A 17,094-nucleotide genomic window follows, 5' to 3' on the forward strand; every position below is an offset into this window, starting at 1 on the left:
CTTTGATGACTTGTAATTTAAACTCTTTGGAATGTTTTGTGCGTTTCATGATGTCAACCTCCTTGGTACATTAAGCAGTATAATAAATTTTACTCTTACTGTCCAAGTTCATTTTGGGGCTAATAAGATACATTCTGGTAAATTCATAATCTAAAGGTTTGTTTTAATCCGTCCACCTTAATTGTAGTTGGAATGGTGGTTATTATGCCATTCAAAATATATTTTTGTTGCATCTGACCAATACTTACAATTTAATCCCTTTATGGAATCGAGATAAATTTCTAATGGATCGGTGACCGTTTTTTTATTTACTTTTATTTCACCATTAATAACTGATATATAACCCTTTTCGAAAAGATCATCACAACGAAACTTACACATAGGCATTACAATATTTTTATAATCCAGCTTTTCTTCATTTGTACAGAAAGATCTTTTCTTAATGTGAGACGCAATCAAGAAAGAAATTGGAAATTCCTTACCACAAATCCCACATCTATCAATTGTTTTATTCCCAAAGAGTGCTTTTCTTAGAAAACTCTGTTCAGCTCTACTTTTGGATTTACCCTCAATATCTAAAGTATCTAAATCGAAGCTTTCAACAATTTTCCTATACTCATCGTTACTTACTGGTTGAATAGCAGTTTCACTTTCAAGATCAAAGTAGCTTAATAGAGCGTTACTCTTGTCCTTATCCAGAACTGTAAAACCTGAACCAAATAATTATTTGAATACCCAACAATGGTGTTAAAAAGCGAGATTGGTATATCATGTTCTCTAATTTCATCAAGAAAGTATATATATTCCCTTGTTTCGCTTTTGGGAAGCGTTTTAATTACTGATAATATGTATATTTAACGACAAAAAAAGAGAAGCTCAATTCTGCTCCCCTTGTACTAGATCCGTTATGCCTTCCCCATCAAACTAAACTTTCATCAAGCTTCACTTCAACTGGCAACTCCCTTTAATTTGCTCCCCTCGGTTCTTAAATTCTCCTTTTTGCCAGACATGTGTTTTACTATTGACAGCAAATAGTGAATTGTGATCACATAGTTTTCATGTTGCTTCCCCTAAACCATACAAATTAGTAGACTGAGGTTATAATATGTTTTTCTCCTCTGTCAATAAGCTCATTTGAAAAAAAGTAGATTGGACGGGCATAACAGCAACCCCCTGCGTGGGAATCGAACCCACCAGACCTAGCACGCAGGTCTCAAGCAGTTTTGAAGAATGAGAGGGATTTTACGACTTTGTTAAGTTAGTAAAGACACTCAAATCCCGTCTAATCAACTTAAAATCAGTTTTATCAATAAAATATCACTTGTATTTTTCTAAATCAATCACTAGAAATAGCATACCTATCTATTAATAACAACAAGAACAAATTAATTCCTATAATCATACTTTGTAGCTTATCAGACTTGGAAATCCTTTTTCTCAATACGTATTCGGGATAAGTAGCATTAAAGAAACTTTGACTTTAATTAAAAGATGGTAATATACAATTTTAAAACAAGAATTAGTAAAGTAGTTATTATAAGATGACCAAGAGACCTTGAAAGGCTTAATTGAATATCAGTTTGCATATGATTAACAAAATGAAATTGTATACAAATATGATAAAGTTCTTCCAAATAATGTTGGAAAATTTGAGTTTTATAATCAGATATAAAAATAAAGAAAAGCATAAAGAGGATGAGGAATGTTAATTAAAATTATTTAAAGAGGGATAAACAAGAAACAGCAGAAAGTGCCTAAACTTTAGGTTTTAAATAAATTAGCACAGAAACCCCACTAACATTTTTAATTAGTGAGGTGTTTTTGTTAATTCAAATTTCAATTATTATCTGGACACTGAGGGATCTAATTAAAGAGGTAAATCATCGTCATCTGATTTTTTTAACAATTTTTTCAAAGCAGGCGGAAAATCAAAACCTGCTATTTCAGCATTTTCTACAAGACCTTTTATTTCACCCCAAATTATCCAACCTGCAAAAAAAGAAAGAAATGTCCCTTCTGGGAATCCATCAAATGAAATAACATAACTTAATGTGTTTCCCAATGCTAACATAAAATAAGGCCATAAGAATAATTGGATATTTCTTGAAACTGCTATATAATCGTCTTGATTTTTATTTTTATTCGCTAACATCCTCATTAAAGTATGACCAACTGTCATAAAAATTAGGACATAAGATAGGATATTAAAACTGCCAAATAAAAGTGTAAAAACTGCGGTTAACACAGCAAATGCAGCTTTAACGGTATGAACTTCAATAAAATTTCCCCATTGGTTTTTTATATCCTCAATTCGTACTAATGGTAGGGCAGTAAATAATGGCTTCATTTTATATCCCGCCTTAGGATTAGGTTTAAATATTTTATGCATCCAACGTGCAAATGATGACATAGTATTTTTAGTATCTTTATACCCATTAAAACCTAACTCTAAACTGGCAAATTCTCCGTATTTCAATGCAGTTTCTAACACTCCAAGATATTCATTTCTTGTGCTAAAGTTTTTCTCCTTTGCCTCTTGGATCTTCCAGTAAAGTTTCCGAGTAGAATCCAATGCCTCTGCAATACATTCTTCAATTTCCTCATTTACTTTGTCTTCAGCAGTATTATTTTCTAATAAGCAAAGATAATCTTTACTAGTCAAAGTCATTATATCTACCCCCCAATGAAACTGACAGGAAGATTTCTGGTTGTCAAGAAACTATCCATACTGTCCCTTAATATACTTTCAGACTCCTGACAAGAAACCATAAAATTCTTTATGTTGACTTCATTAGGTGTTTCAAGACTGATATTTGCAAAATTAGCTTGCCCATCAGACTGAAATTCAAATTGATACATTATTTTTTTTAAATCCCTTAGTAATTGAAATTTTAAGCTTGATTCCATGATTTCACCTAGTGGTTCTGGACTACTTATGAAAAAATTATGTAGTGATTGTTCGTTATCAAAGTTTAATATGGAAATTAATCGAAATTTTAAAATCGTTAACTTATCATCCTCTGCAAAATTCATAACTTTCAGAACATTTAAAATTTCTGAATATGCTTCTTCTCTGTCCCTAAATATAGATATAATCTCTAGTCTCATGTCTTTAATCACCAAAGATATAATGGGAAAACCATTCTTAAATTTTGCCACGTTATTTTTTATTTCTATTTCTTCAAATTTAAATCTTTTCTTTAGATCCAACTGTTTATTGTCTAGGAAATGTGTTAATTCTTTAGTAAATGAAATGTTGATCTCTAAAAACAATGGTATAAGCTTTGTAGACATAGTAAATTCCTCCTGTTAATTCTATAATAATACATTTGAGGTAATTTTTGAATGAATTAACTATTATTTTTAGTAGATAAATAATAATCATATTGATTAAAGAACAATAAGTTATTCCCAATTCACTACATTTGTGTTTTTATATAATATTTAATTGTTTCAGATAGCTGTCTAACATCATAATCACCCGTTTAAGGGAAATAACAATAATTGAGTTTGATTGTACTTGAGAATTAGGGTATTAGAAAACGTTACATAAGAGTTATGGTTGGAAGGTAAACCAATAAAGTAAATAGACGGTAAAGTGGTAACGAAACAATACTATCTAATGTGGTGGAACAACTTTGTCAGAATAGGAAAGCCTATATAGGTAATTACTTATCTACTCAAAAGCATACTTGTATAGGTATAATGGTCCTATAAATATATTACGTGGCAATTATTGAAGTTACAATAAAGATATAGTAGGGAGATCAAATTTATATAGTTCTATTAAGTATCAGTTAATTCAGAAAGGAAGAAGGGTAAATTAACATAACCTCTAATATCTATATCTTTGAAATCCTTTATCAATTCAAGTTCCTTTAAAGAAGATATTATCAATCTTATTAAATGTTCATAGATAAATTTCGTTATTTTATCCATCTTCTCTCAAGATGATTAGTTTTTTTATCAAAACTATCTATAATATATCCATTCAATTCTGTAAATTGTTTTGTATGTAAATGTGAATGATTGTTACTATTAATGGTAAAATTTTATTAGAATTTCAACACAATCAAAAACAATACAAATTCTCGCATGTTTATTTTCTAGCTGATATGTACTCATATAACACCTCCTAATATATAGTATTCGTCATTTGAAGTATCATTTCCTTTTTAAAGGAATATAGCGAATGATTCAAAGCACCTCCCAAAGTTATAAGTAAATCATATAGCATTAAGGAGCGTTTTAATTTAGTAATTGTGTATATCTTAGGGCAAAAAAAGAGGTAGTCATTTAAGATCCCCTTGATGTCTTTCTACTAATTTATTATGTCTTCACATTCAAACAAAAACTTTCACCAGCTTCACTTCAACTGGCATCTCCCCTTTTATTTGCTCCCAGAACTCCAAAGCCATCCTTTTCTATATTATTCCCATGAATTTTAAACTCTCCATTTTGCAAAATATTTGTTTTGCTCACAACACTCAAATAGTGAATTGCCGAAAACAGCAACTTTCACGTTTCTTACCCATAATTGTTTGGTATATTGAGGGCATAGTGTTAATTTCTCCTGTCAATAAAGCTCATTTTAAAAATATAACCTAAGTGGAGGGGCGTAACAGCTACACCCTATATGAGAATTTAGGAAGTTTCAAATGGTGAAATCGTGCCCCCTCCACCTCAAAGATAAAATTTTCCTTTTATCATTTACAATTACTAATAGAATCATTCTATGTGGTCTACCGCTTCATTCGTATTTCTTAAATTAAATCTACATATACAACATATGGACTTAATTAGGCTTAAAATAATTTTTTAATTCCATTTAAAAAAGGATAGTCAATGACTACCCTCTACAATGTTGCTTCAGTTTCCCTAATTTCTGATAAATAACATTTAAGATACAAAGAGAGGATTAATGTCAAAACGAGACAAGCAGAAGGCATAGCGGTTGCAGGGCAAAGGGTAATCACTTGGGTGACCGCAATAAATTTACAAGCACTAATTCTTAGTTAAGCCCTTTTTGTTCTTTCAAATAATTTTTTACATTATTTTCAAGAGTAAAACATAACCTCCTCAACCTATCTAATCTTGCTTCATTACTTTCAGGTGCTAGAATAAATTTATATCTACGTTCTTCTTGAATTTTAGAGTGATATTTATGTATTTCATCTATCTCATCTTCACTCCATTTAAAATTAGAATAATCTAATTCTACCATAGGTGGATAAACAGATTTATCACCATTTGTAAACATAAACCTTAATTTCATAGAATCAAATATCTTCCATAGTAACTCATCTCTTGTTACAAACACTGAAACTTTTTTATCCGAAATAAGTGTTCCGCTTACTAAAGTAGGGAAAGAAAGGTCAATTGAAGCATTCCAAATTCCATGAATAATGTGTTCAATCGTTTTCTTTCTTGGATGAATTAAATCTTTCGCCCTAGGATAACCACTTAATAACAAATGTCCATAACTTACATGAGCTACACTCATCAAATCCAATTCATTGGAAAGAAAATCCAAATAATTAATCATTTTTTTGGAATTTGAAGGTTCTGTAGTATCGTTATAAATTAAATAAAGTTTAAGTAAACAAGCATAACTAAGAAACATCAAATTCTGAAATGAACTTGGTTGGTTTAGACTAGCCATTTTAGATGATTGTCGTTGTGATGTATCTTTTACAGGTTCTGAGAACTGAATTAACTTACTATGTTCAATTATTTGTAGAAAATCCATATCTAATAAAGCACCTATATTATTTAATGCCTCCTTTGCCTTATCTTCGTTGATTTCAAAATTATTAAGGTTTCTACAAGACTCTTCCACCCCTAATGTGAAATCAACTTCTATGTCGTATTGTTTAATATGTTTGAGAAGGTTTTTCAATTCATTCCATAGAACCGCATCGGATACCGTTTTACTGGGCTCTCTATAAAACTCTCTAAGATATATACAAATATTAGAATCAAGATGCAATTGAATTACATCCGGTTCTAATTTATTAATTACGTCTTCTATGGACTCAATTTTTTCCTTCAGATACATTGAACTAAAATAAAACTTCATAAAAATCACCTCTTCTATAAGAATAATGTAATATAGATAAATTTTACCATAAGTTCAGGAATCAAACATTTTAACGGAAAATCAAATGCTCTATGTAACTTATGTTTAAAAGGCAGAGCAAAGCATCGAATTGAAATCCAACAAAAGCCGAGGCTCCTATTGCTATGCCTTAATTTTCTATAAAATTCCACATTTCTGGCAAAAACCACCCCCATTTTAAATTGAACTCTAAGGTGTCTAGTACTTGATTCTAATAGCCTTGAAAAATGGTATTTAGATTGTTTTATCTCTTTTAATTGGGGCTGTTTGTGGTTCTAAATAGCATTTAAAAAAGAGTAATCAATTGATTACCCTTTACGCCTGTTGTTTACGTTCTTTCACTGCTCTATATATTGTTGCTCTTGAAACTCCAGTCATATCCACTATTTCATCTACTGTCATTGTTTGACTATCATATAACTTCAATGCTTTTTCAACGTCCTTTTTATCCGCTTTTGGTCTACCGCCAACTCGCCCTCTAGCTCTTGCTGATTCAAGTCCTGCCTTCGTTCTATCTCTGATAATATCCCTTTCAAGTTCAGCAATGCTCGCCATTGTACGAAAAAAGAATCTACCCATTGGTGTACTTGTATCAATCTGATCTTGAATGGAAACAAAATCAACTTCTTTTTCTGCAAAAAGTTCTGACAGTTCAATTAAATGTTTGGTGCTTCTGCTGATACGATCTAACTTATAAACAACTACCTTATCACCCTTCCTCAATTTACCAATCATTTTTTCTAATTGTGGTCTATCCTTTTTAGCACCACTTATTTTTTCTTGAAATATTTCATCTACTCCATACTTTGAAAAAGTATCTAACTGCATCTCTAAATTCTGATCTTGTGTACTTACCCTAGCGTAAGCGAATATCATAAGCACCCATTCCCTTTATGATTTGTTATTATCATTATATCAAAAACGTTTTATTAAGAACAGTTTTGATACATAGATTTTGATATAAGTTTTGATACATTATATAGGATAAAAACCAGTGATAATCGGATCATAAATTGTAGATCACAACATGTATCATTAACCTTCGTTTTTGATACAAAAATAAAAAACTCCCACTAAAAAAGAAGTGAAAGTTTCTTATTCAATAAGTCGAGTAGAAGGGAGCCTCTTTTACCTTGCGGTAAATTGTACTCCTCCCCCCTCAGAGAACCGAGCTTGCACTATTAATGCACACACAGCTCCTCCTAGTTACCATTCACAAAATGTAGCTAATCTCTTAGATTGAGATTTTGCTAATTCTGCTATCCTTAGTAGTTTTGTTTCCATTTATTATCCCTACCTCTGTGTGTAGTAAATGTGTCCCTAGTAAGGGTGATAACTGGTAGCTACCCTTTCCTCCGTCGGCATTACACAACTTCATTGGTACTACGCTGCTATCCGACTCCCTACATCGGCATTTGGTTTCCTTGCTTGTTATCGCTTGTACACCATACTCTTCTAAAAAAAAAGAAAAGACCGGTAGGGTCTCCCGAGTTGCCGTATCATATCAATGTATAACGTGCCAAGGTCTCTGACTCCAGAGAGGTTTTATCCTTCTTGCCTTTAACGAAAGATAAATGTAGCTTTCTGCTGTGCTTAAGGCATCAGCCCTCTCGATTTACTAACATTATGGAGCTCAATCCCATTAACCATTTGGCTTTCGGCCCGCCACCTAACTGTCTACGCTTAAAGACTAAAGTTACCTTTAGCCCTCCAAGACTCGCTACGAGCGAATGGCTAGTTCTTACTCGACGGGAATCCCACCCGCTATATGATACGACCTATGCTCGGCCGCACAAGCACCTGTTAGTTGAGGAACCTAATTAGCTTTAATTTATCTCACCCTAATTATACAAAAGCCCATTTCTATTTAATTAGGAGATGAAATAAAAAAAAGGAAGCATTAAGCTTTTAGCTCCACACTTCCAATCGTTTTTTTTTAATTATTGAGCAACAGTTGGCGTAACCTTTTCTCCATTTTGATAAAATTCATAATCTAAATTAACACCCAATGTTTTAAAAATAGGGTCACAGTTAAAAATGAAATTCCGAGCAAACGAAAAGCCAGGTCCATCATTTTGGCCAGAGGCTGCTGAAGTCCAGTCGTAATTTCCTTCGGTAAAAATTTGTAATACTTCTTTCCCGGCAATTTCCTTAATATCGTATTTAACTACTTTAATATTTACTATAGTTTCATTATTCGGATCGGGATTAATCGGATCATACACGTAGTGGGTAGTAAAATTACCAATATTATTTTTAACCACTTTGAGAATAGAAGCCTTTTCCTCTGGCGTAATCGTCTCTACAGAACTGGATGAGGAAGATTTCAGATCTGCAAATTCCTTTTTGAGTGAATCAATTTCGGTCTGTTGTTCGGAAATGGTTGTATTAGCATTAGCTAATTCGTCTTTAACAGATTTTACATCGTCTTTAAGTGGAAGAAGGTTTGTAACCTCATTCACCAAATTAGAGACGGTTGTTTTTAAATCGGCTAATTGCTCCGGGATTCCATTGTTTGAATCAGTTTCTGCACTAACACCAACGCCACCGACAAGTAAAAGCAACGCCACTGCTGGACCTACAATTTTTAGTTTCATATAAATTCCCCCATTATTTCTTTTGCCATCATCAATTTTAGATCAAGTATTAGGCGAATAATAGAGGAAAAAAGTGGCTAATATTTAGCTCCTTTTTTAATCCCTTGTTCAACTAAACTGCTTCGATAGTTTAAGTACATTCTTTCACAATCAATATGAAAGACACAATAAACACGGAACTCCACAGTAGGCTTACATCATGCTATCAGATTCTATCCTATGTTAATTATAAAGTGAAAATGAAAGGGAAGAGGAAATAAGTAGGAGGAGACCGCTTAAACCGCCACCAAGAGCCATTCAGAGCCTCTATGAAGGTGAGTATTATGGTTCTTACTATTCTGCAAACTGTCCGTTAGCACAACACAAAAAAGCGTTCCTGCTTGATGCAGAAACGCAGCTGTTCGTTACTATAATAAGAAAATCATCTACTTCCATGCCCATTCTTTCACTTTATTGACTAATTCATTAACAAACTGTTGCTTTCCATATTGATACTTGTGATGTTCGTCAGGAAACTGCCTCGCTAATTTTATCTTTAATTCCCCATAACTTTTGGCATCCTCTGGGAAATTAATTAAGTATACCTTGAAATCTAAATGTATCTTAATTTTTTCATTTCCAGCTTGATAGATATGTACATGATGGGTTCTTTTTTCCTTACCCTTTTGAAAATACCTTCTCCCAGCAATCCCATTTTCTCCTCTCGGTTCATACCCCAATGTCCGCATTTCATCGTTGAATAAATCAACTTTTTCAATATCCTTAACAACAATCAAAATATCAATTATTGGCTTTGCGTAACCTATAGTTGGTATAGAGGTACTTCCAATATGATGAATTTCAATCAATTCATTTAGAAATATGTCCTTAAGTATTTTCTCTTCCTTTTTGTATGAATTTACCCAATCATTTGTCCAAGGGACAATTTCAGTTTTTCTCAAGGAATCAATTCTCCTTTCTTTCCCATTGTTCACAACGTACGTGCGACTTTCACCGAAGACATATTGTTTACAATATACACTGGGGACGGTAGCGTTACTGAGGTAGTAATTGAAAAAGACCATGATGAACTATGAAAGTTCTGAGTGTAGGATGAAATTCCTGTTTTCATTCATGATTGCGGATTGCATATCTTGGATTACTACAGATTATTAGATATATATTTTTACAGGATTATTCCAATAAGTAAATCAAGTGAATACTATCATGTTGCTAGTACCTCAAGATACATTACTTTAATAGTGTTGGTGTTTTTCATTTTGATTGTGATAGAAAGAACATTTATCAAAAAGACAATTGAATTTTAGACAAAGGTAAGATATAGAGATATTACTCTGTGCCTCTTTTTTTAGTTTCTTCTTTTAATTGCCCTTAAGACCATCCATATTAATCCACCAATTATTAATGCCCACACTACTATTGGGATAAAAGTTCCAATTGCTTGCATCGTATATACCCCCCCCTGTACATTGATACTTTTGTGTTATTTGTAAAATATTTCATTTATAATCGCATTCAAATTTACTATAATTTTATTGTATTACATATTATGTAAATTTACTATTAACTAACTTGCTGATAAGAGTAGGTATTTCTCTCACAACTAATTAAGTCGAGGATATAATTTCTCGGCTTTTTGGTTCGGGAATAGAGTGTCGCCAAAACGACACTTCGTTCCACTTAGAACTACCATCTTTTTTCAATTAGCTTTGAACTAAACCAGCGGGGGAGGATAGGGATAGTTACTCTTAATGAAATCACAGTTTTATTAATAAGGTTTTATTGGTGAAAGCATGCTCAATTACAATCCTCATCCGCCTAACCCTTGCTCTATTCTTTTTTTATCAACTTCTTCTACCCAATCGTTGTATTTCTCATAAAGTGGGCGTATTTGTTCTGCTTCACGTGCTATGACTTCGCACCCTCGGTCATCATAGACAAAGAAAATAATGTCTTTTTTGATGTTCACAAAGAATACATCTGGATAATCGATGGAGTACCCTCCGAACTTTGGCTTCAGTGGAAAATCTTCATTACAAGCTGCCTTTAGTATTTCATTTACCCGTATGTCTCCTCGTTTGCATAATAAGGAAAATTGTTGCATCTCGTATTCTTCTGCTTCGTCCAACTCGAAAGGGTAAGGATAAGTTTTCACCTGAATTCCATTCAAATGACATTTGCACTTTAGAAACGGCTGGTATACCTTAAGTTTTCTTGTGGATTTCTCTTTTGTTTTGTTTTTATACACATTTGTTACAAGGAATAAGTCATCATTTTGTTCAAACAATTCATTGAAAAGTGTGGAGGTTTGCTTATATACAAGACGGAAACGCTCAAGGTTGAGTCCATCATTTTTTTTAAATTGATAGATTTCCCCAGCAAGAGAAAAGTGGATACCGATGTCCCATTGATAATAAATGCTTGGAACTAATTCAAGAGTTGAAAACCTTTCATTAAGATAATCCTTTATGTTCATTTACCCATCCTCGCTTTCATTTTCCACTAACCTGCACAGATAGCTTGAGTACATTCTTTCAAATCAATATAGCTTATTGAAGCAAACAATAAAAGACGAGTTTATTAATCGTTGTGTAATGTTGTAATACTGAATTCAATCACGTTCAATCATCAGCTCCAAAAACCAAAAAAGGGATAACTCAAACCTGAGTCATCCCCATTCTACACTTATTCATAACTACCCCTTGTTCTACTCAAGCTACCCGTTAGTGCAACAACTCATTTTTTTAAAGATGGACTGGATCAATACTTTGTGTTTCTAATTTGTTTTCTTTTGTATAGCCTTTGGTATATGTAACAGGCACTTTGTCTCCTTCTTTTACGTGATCATAATAATCTGAATGGTCATATCCATATACAACGACAATATCTTTGTATTGAAGAGTTATTTCCCATTTTTGCGTATCTCCATGTTCTTTTTTAATCACGGTTGCATCTACTATTTTATCTTCCGTATGGTCAATTGGAGGTCCTTCGGAACATCCTGATAATATGCCTAATAGGATTGAAGCAACCCATATCAATTTCATTATTTTCATTTTTTAATTCCTTTTTTAATTTTATTTTGTTTTTTCTTTTTGTTATTTAGACATTTAAAATGTTCATTACTTCTCAATTAACGCACTCGTTAGCTTAACAAGTACCTTCTGGAAACATTCGTCAAAGTTGCACACTAATTTTCTATAACAAAGTGAACTAAACAAACTACAAATACATATAGATGCCTATAGAGTTTTTAATGACTATGTACTTGTTCGATGCGGCTGTCGTGTCAATGCTGAACTTTTTTAAAAAACAACTTCTCTATCTTTCCTGAACAGGTAACAAACATTTCCGCAAGCTTATGCTGCGAGGGAGGTAAGTAATTTGCCGTTTAAACCACATCCCAATAATACTGCTATTGTAATCACAGACCCACAAAATGACTTTATGAGTCCTGGGGGAAGAGGCTATCATCTGACTAAAGGAACTATTGAACGAAACAATACCATACAAAAACTTGAACTATTAATGAGAACTGCCATCAATAAGGGATACCAACTTTTCATATCGCCCCATTATTTATACCCTCATGATTATGGCTGGCAATTTACAGGAAATGAACAAAAGTTGCTATTAGGTCTTAGAATGTATCAAGTGGCAAATGCGTACACACCACCGTCATTTGGAGCTGATTTTGTTCATTCTTTCAAACCTTATATTTTTGATAGAAGAACCGTCATTGCAACTCCTCACAAGGTTGCCAGCCCACAAACAAATGACTTGGAATATCAGTTACGACAACATAGAAAAGAGAAGATAATTATTGCAGGGGTGCTTTCCAACGTTTGTGTAGAGTCCCATATGAGGCATCTAATCGAAACTGGTTTTGAAACAGCTGTTGTATACGATGCCACCGCAACAATTAGTGAAGAGGATTTTCAAGCTGCCGTTACCAATTATAAAGCATTTGCCAGTGCTACTTGGACGACACAGGAGGCTATTTCAAACTTATAAATCATTCCCCAATGGTAATTTCCTATACAACTTGTCTGAACTGTCCCCAAGTGGTTACTTGGTCAGAATAAGAGCTTGGAATAACGGATGAATTTAGATAGCACAACCCCCTCCAATCTGTTCGGAGGGGGCTATTCTTGCTTGGCACAAACATAAAAGAGCCATTTCCATTCTTCAACTAAACTGCCAGTTACTTTAAGAACATTTCTTCACAATGTTGTGCTATGAGTAAACAATTAAGCGATTATGTTTACTCATACGAAAAAGGGAGCGTAGATAACGATCCCTTTTTTTACTAAAGCCCCTTTAGCTTAATAACGCTAATAATATTACTTTTTTTGTTTTCGTTCTCGTTCTTTAAAGAGTTCCCAGGTTATATCCATAAACCACTTCACATTGCCATCTTTGTGATATCCATAGGGTTGGACCAAATAATCGTATTTCATCATATCTTCTTTTTGAAGCAATTCTATCAAGTACGAATATCTAAGTGCTTGATTTTTACAAAGTTTAAATTCAGGGTCGTTAAAGATAATCTCCCTCAACTCATTTTCATTTTCTTTTTGTTGTACTTTCTTGTTGTCACTGATTTTCTTGACTTCACGATAGAACTTATGCTCAATTTCTTCAATAGCTTCTACTGCTACGCTGATGCCTTGATTATCTATCCATGGGTCATCTAGAACCACTCCCACGTAAGTACCATTTTGAAGAACAAATAGAGTCAAACTCTTCGGTGAGTCGAAATTTAATGTTTTGATGTGTTGATTATGTTTGCGAACTTCAGTTTTAAAGTCTCCAGAATACTCATTGTAGTAGTCTGCTGGGATTATATAGTTTTCCAAATTATAGTAAGTATAATAGTAATAGACATACTTACAATCAGTATCACTAGCAAATTTCAAAAAGTCTTCGATGGCATCTATGTTTAAATGAATTTTATCAGATATACTCAAAGAACTTACTTCTAATGGGATTATGTTATAGTTGATGATTTTCTTTTTAAGATGATCGTTTTTCATTATCGACATAATATTCCTCCAATATTAACTCTCTGTAATAATATCATTATTGCAAAAAAAGGTAAGGTCGGCCTATAAGGGGCCCTATTTTTATAAGAGAATAGTTACAAACCTTTGATTATAGTTTATGTTAAAATATAGATAAAAAGGGGTGTTAATTTGAGCCGATATTCACTTGTAATAATCATTTCCATAGTTTTCGGTCTAATAGTAGGTTGTAGCTCACAAACAATAAAAGAGAGCAACATGACAACCAATGATAAGAGAAAAGAAGCTCATCAATTAGTGAAAATGAACAAGGAAGAAAAACCTAAGTACAACATAGAAAAAATTGTGGTTCCTATCCAAGGAGATTTATTACCAGATGTTAAGATATATCAAGATTTTAACCTTGCGGTAATAAAAGAGATGGCTAAGGAAAACAACATAAAAGTTGAAACTAAAGAATTGCCTACTTTTAATGATATAAATATTGCCTTAGAGCGTGGTGATATTAGTGTTATACCTGGTATTGTTCAAACATATAAAAAAGAGGAATTTGCCCTTACATATTCGTATTTTACAGAAGTAATTTACCGTAGCAATGGGGAACAATTAGATTCCGAAAAAAGTTATTCTATGTTGGTCAGAAAAACAGATGAAGATCTTTATAATTTTTTCAACGATATGATTTCCAAATTTAACGAAACAGGAAAACTGAAAGAACTTCAAATTGAGTATTTAGGAGAACGAAACCATTTAAAATAATTTATTAATAAATCGAAAGCGAATGAAGAAGAAAAAAGAGACGAAGCGATGGATGAGGGGAAATAAGACATTGAAAAAACTTGTGGGGATTCTAATAGGGTTAGTGATTGTTTTAGCGGGATTGTTGATTTATGGTTATTTTCATTACAAAAATCTGGCTACAACGACTGTGACAGTGGAAGATAAAGTTGTTGGAAGTGTGGCAACAAAGGAACAGGCAAATAGGACTGATAACAACGAAACTTACCAATTTAAGGATATAGAGAGCATGCGAAAAGCTACTTCTGAAAAACAAGCATTTGAGCGTATTTTTGGTAAAAATCGTTTATTCGATGACTTCAAAGGTAATAGACCTGAAATAAAATATCATCTAAAAGGCATAGACCCAAATATTAGAACTGCTCTTGTTAGTAAGGATGGCCATAAATATAATCCTGAAAAACCATATTTATTTTTCTATATGTCTATTGCCATTACAGCGAAGTCTGGAATTGACACCCGTATGGAAATGATTGATTTTCTGCATTACTTGAAATTCAGTGGTTTAACAAAACCTCATATCATTAAAGAATCATTACCTGAAGATTCCGTAAAGGTAGATGGATTAATGGCTAAGGAGCCAGAACAATTACCACCCTTTACTATTTTTATGACAGTATTTCCACAAATAAAGCCAGGAATGAATATGCCAGAACCACTGCAAAACTGGATGATAAAGAGCGATATAATAGAACAAATGGACTTTAGCGATAAACAAGATATACTTAACAATATTACTATGTATGGTAAATTCCAGTGAATCGGTGAGGCCATCCAAAAGGATAGCCTCTTTTATTTTTATTTTTTTGTGTCTGCAAGTTGCTGAATTGTTTCAGCTTTTTTCATTAAGAATAGCTTTTATTAAAGTTGAGCGTTTCCAATCGCCAAATCAAGTATTTTTTCTTTAAGGATACTTCTGTCCCATAAAACAACATCATTTGATATGGCTAAGTCAATAGCTGATTTTGTAAAAAAGTTATTAGTAATGACGATGGCTTTAGAAAGGTTATAGTGTTTAACACCTGCGACTACCTCTTGTATGGCCTTGTTGGACACACTGTTCGAGTAACGTTTTGTTTGAATCCCTATTCGAAGGCCGTTTTTGACGGCTACCAGGTCAATACCTTGGTCGCCAGAGGCAGGCGTTAGATTTACTGTATATCCCATTTTCTTAAACAGGTAACAAATAAATTCCTCGAACTCTACACCATTCATCATATCGACATCATCAATTGATACATTTTCAAATCCATTTATTGGTTTAACTTTTTTACTATTCATTAAGCTATATTCGAAGGATTTTAATTCTTTGTTCTTTTCGTATTCTGCAATTCTTTCACTTAAAATTTTGTTTGCTTCAACTAAGGAGTTCATAGTTGAAATCTGAAAATCTTTGCTTTTGTAAAGTAGGTAATATGTAAAGAAACCAATATTATCTTCATCATCATGGTCAATAAAATCAATCGTATAATAAGAATCAATATAATTTTCAATGTCGACCATATCAATAGAAGAAAAATAACCACCATACAATTCTTCAAATTCTTTTGCGTAGTAATCAACTGCAATATCCCTTAAAGAACGGTTTAGTATTAAAAAACCGTGTTCTCCAATAACCTCACGTTCCAAAGCATTCCAATTGAATAATATATCTAAAATTTTTTGGTAATAAGATTCCAAATCAACTTTGAAACTTTCTGTGATATGTGACCTTAGTTTTTTAGCTCTATGAAAAGTAGATACTAAAAAGTCGTCGTCGTATACTTCAAATAATGTTCCGTCTTTGAAAGTTGTTTTGAATTGTTGTTCTAAAAAATTTGTGAGTAAGGTTTTTACTTTATGATTAGTAAGAAGAATTGTTTTATAACGATCCATTTCCATTAGAAATGAAAGTTCATAATGAGTTAAGGAATTTTTAAAATCATCGAACTTTTTCTTTTGTTCTGTATCCATTTCAAAAGTATAGTAATACCCTTTGATTTCTATTTGGAACTTCCATAAATCGGGACCACCCCGAAATATAAAATCTGTAGTGGTAGAGGTAATATTCATGTCTTGATCAAACAAATACCCCTTGTTATCAACTATTAGCAAATAGTAATATTTGCCAGTATCCCTTTTTATAGGCCCATAATCTAAATAAGTGAACTTGTGCTTTGATATGAATGATTGTTTTGACCTTATAAAGGGCCCTGTGTTAAATAAGTAATTTATAATTAAGTCCTTTTCATGTAGGAGTAGTTTATAAGAAAAATCCTCGCCTATTTTTAATTCAAAAGAACTAAAACCTGAATGTTTATAAATGAACGAGTTTAGAGGGGATTCTAGAGCTACTTCTAGTTTCTTATTAATTAAAAGGCCTAGATCATCCACTAAGAGTAAATAATACTCCCCCTTTCGCAACCTTCCAAAATCTAAATAATTTTCTCCTCGTTCAATGAGTGATTGTTTTATTTTTAAAAATTCTTCAGTCTGGAAAGGTTCGATAACATTTCCCTCCAAATTAAACACCCCAAACTAGCCAGTTTTTACTATTATACCAATCTTTCTTTGGGGA

The 17,094-nt window shown here is 32.7% G+C and carries 13 protein-coding genes; 3 read left to right on the forward strand and 10 right to left on the reverse strand.

What is annotated here, in order from left to right; genetic code table 11:
- Window positions 1–1,867 precede the first annotated feature (1,867 nt).
- The 8 genes from M3226_RS05135 to M3226_RS05170 form a co-directional block, all read right to left on the reverse strand.
- Entirely contained in the window at window positions 1,868–2,668 is an 801-nt protein-coding gene (locus tag M3226_RS05135) for a phage holin family protein (protein WP_251563255.1), read from the reverse strand.
- A gap of 5 nt (window positions 2,669–2,673) precedes the next feature.
- Window positions 2,674–3,294: a hypothetical protein gene (locus tag M3226_RS05140; protein ID WP_251563256.1), complete on the reverse strand. Its 621-nt coding sequence runs from the start codon at window positions 3,292–3,294 to the stop codon at window positions 2,674–2,676.
- A 1,717-nt stretch (window positions 3,295–5,011) separates the two neighbouring features.
- On the reverse strand, window positions 5,012–6,079 hold the full coding sequence (locus tag M3226_RS05145) for a hypothetical protein (protein ID WP_251563259.1): 1,068 nt from the start codon (window positions 6,077–6,079) through the stop codon (window positions 5,012–5,014).
- Between the two features lie 354 nt (window positions 6,080–6,433).
- A complete protein-coding gene (locus M3226_RS05150) occupies window positions 6,434–6,994 on the reverse strand; it encodes a recombinase family protein (protein WP_251563261.1) in 561 nt (186 codons plus the stop codon).
- 1,064 nt (window positions 6,995–8,058) lie between these two features.
- The gene (locus tag M3226_RS05155; protein ID WP_251563263.1) at window positions 8,059–8,715 is read right to left on the reverse strand and encodes a hypothetical protein; all 657 of its coding nucleotides are present in this window, start codon (window positions 8,713–8,715) and stop codon (window positions 8,059–8,061) included.
- A 425-nt stretch (window positions 8,716–9,140) separates the two neighbouring features.
- The gene (locus M3226_RS05160; RefSeq protein ID WP_251563265.1) at window positions 9,141–9,656 is read right to left on the reverse strand and encodes a GrpB family protein; all 516 of its coding nucleotides are present in this window, start codon (window positions 9,654–9,656) and stop codon (window positions 9,141–9,143) included.
- Window positions 9,657–10,525: 869 nt separating this feature from the next.
- Window positions 10,526–11,191, reverse strand: coding sequence for a DUF3885 domain-containing protein (locus M3226_RS05165; protein WP_251563267.1), 666 nt, complete (start codon window positions 11,189–11,191; stop codon window positions 10,526–10,528).
- Window positions 11,192–11,459: 268 nt separating this feature from the next.
- Window positions 11,460–11,762, reverse strand: a complete 303-nt coding sequence (locus M3226_RS05170; protein WP_251563269.1) for a hypothetical protein — start codon at window positions 11,760–11,762, stop codon at window positions 11,460–11,462.
- Between the two features lie 337 nt (window positions 11,763–12,099).
- On the opposite strand from M3226_RS05170, the gene M3226_RS05175 reads away from it, so the two are divergent.
- Window positions 12,100–12,729, forward strand: a complete 630-nt coding sequence (locus M3226_RS05175) for an isochorismatase family cysteine hydrolase (protein WP_251563270.1) — start codon at window positions 12,100–12,102, stop codon at window positions 12,727–12,729.
- Window positions 12,730–13,058: 329 nt separating this feature from the next.
- On the opposite strand, the gene M3226_RS05180 is transcribed toward M3226_RS05175, so the two are convergent.
- Entirely contained in the window at window positions 13,059–13,760 is a 702-nt protein-coding gene (locus tag M3226_RS05180) for a hypothetical protein (protein ID WP_251563272.1), read from the reverse strand.
- 237 nt (window positions 13,761–13,997) lie between these two features.
- On the opposite strand from M3226_RS05180, the gene M3226_RS05185 reads away from it, so the two are divergent.
- Together M3226_RS05185 and M3226_RS05190 are read left to right on the forward strand one after the other, a co-directional pair.
- On the forward strand, window positions 13,998–14,498 hold the full coding sequence (locus M3226_RS05185) for a transporter substrate-binding domain-containing protein (RefSeq protein WP_251563274.1): 501 nt from the start codon (window positions 13,998–14,000) through the stop codon (window positions 14,496–14,498).
- 70 nt (window positions 14,499–14,568) lie between these two features.
- Entirely contained in the window at window positions 14,569–15,297 is a 729-nt protein-coding gene (locus tag M3226_RS05190) for a hypothetical protein (RefSeq protein WP_251563276.1), read from the forward strand.
- A 101-nt stretch (window positions 15,298–15,398) separates the two neighbouring features.
- Here M3226_RS05190 and M3226_RS05195 read toward each other — a convergent pair whose 3' ends face one another.
- Entirely contained in the window at window positions 15,399–17,039 is a 1,641-nt protein-coding gene (locus tag M3226_RS05195) for a restriction endonuclease (RefSeq protein WP_251563278.1), read from the reverse strand.
- Window positions 17,040–17,094 lie beyond the last annotated feature (55 nt).

The sequence above is a fragment of the Neobacillus cucumis genome (genome assembly GCF_023715505.1).

Coding starts and splice junctions, on each gene's coding strand:
- M3226_RS05135 (WP_251563255.1), bottom strand. CDS start 2,668: ATGACTTTGACTAGTAAAGATTATCTTTGCTTATTAGAAAATAATACT.
- M3226_RS05140 (WP_251563256.1), bottom strand. CDS start 3,294: ATGTCTACAAAGCTTATACCATTGTTTTTAGAGATCAACATTTCATTT.
- M3226_RS05145 (WP_251563259.1), bottom strand. CDS start 6,079: ATGAAGTTTTATTTTAGTTCAATGTATCTGAAGGAAAAAATTGAGTCC.
- M3226_RS05150 (WP_251563261.1), bottom strand. CDS start 6,994: ATGATATTCGCTTACGCTAGGGTAAGTACACAAGATCAGAATTTAGAG.
- M3226_RS05155 (WP_251563263.1), bottom strand. CDS start 8,715: ATGAAACTAAAAATTGTAGGTCCAGCAGTGGCGTTGCTTTTACTTGTC.
- M3226_RS05165 (WP_251563267.1), bottom strand. CDS start 11,191: ATGAACATAAAGGATTATCTTAATGAAAGGTTTTCAACTCTTGAATTA.
- M3226_RS05170 (WP_251563269.1), bottom strand. CDS start 11,762: ATGAAATTGATATGGGTTGCTTCAATCCTATTAGGCATATTATCAGGA.
- M3226_RS05180 (WP_251563272.1), bottom strand. CDS start 13,760: ATGTCGATAATGAAAAACGATCATCTTAAAAAGAAAATCATCAACTAT.
- M3226_RS05185 (WP_251563274.1), top strand. CDS start 13,998: ATGACAACCAATGATAAGAGAAAAGAAGCTCATCAATTAGTGAAAATG.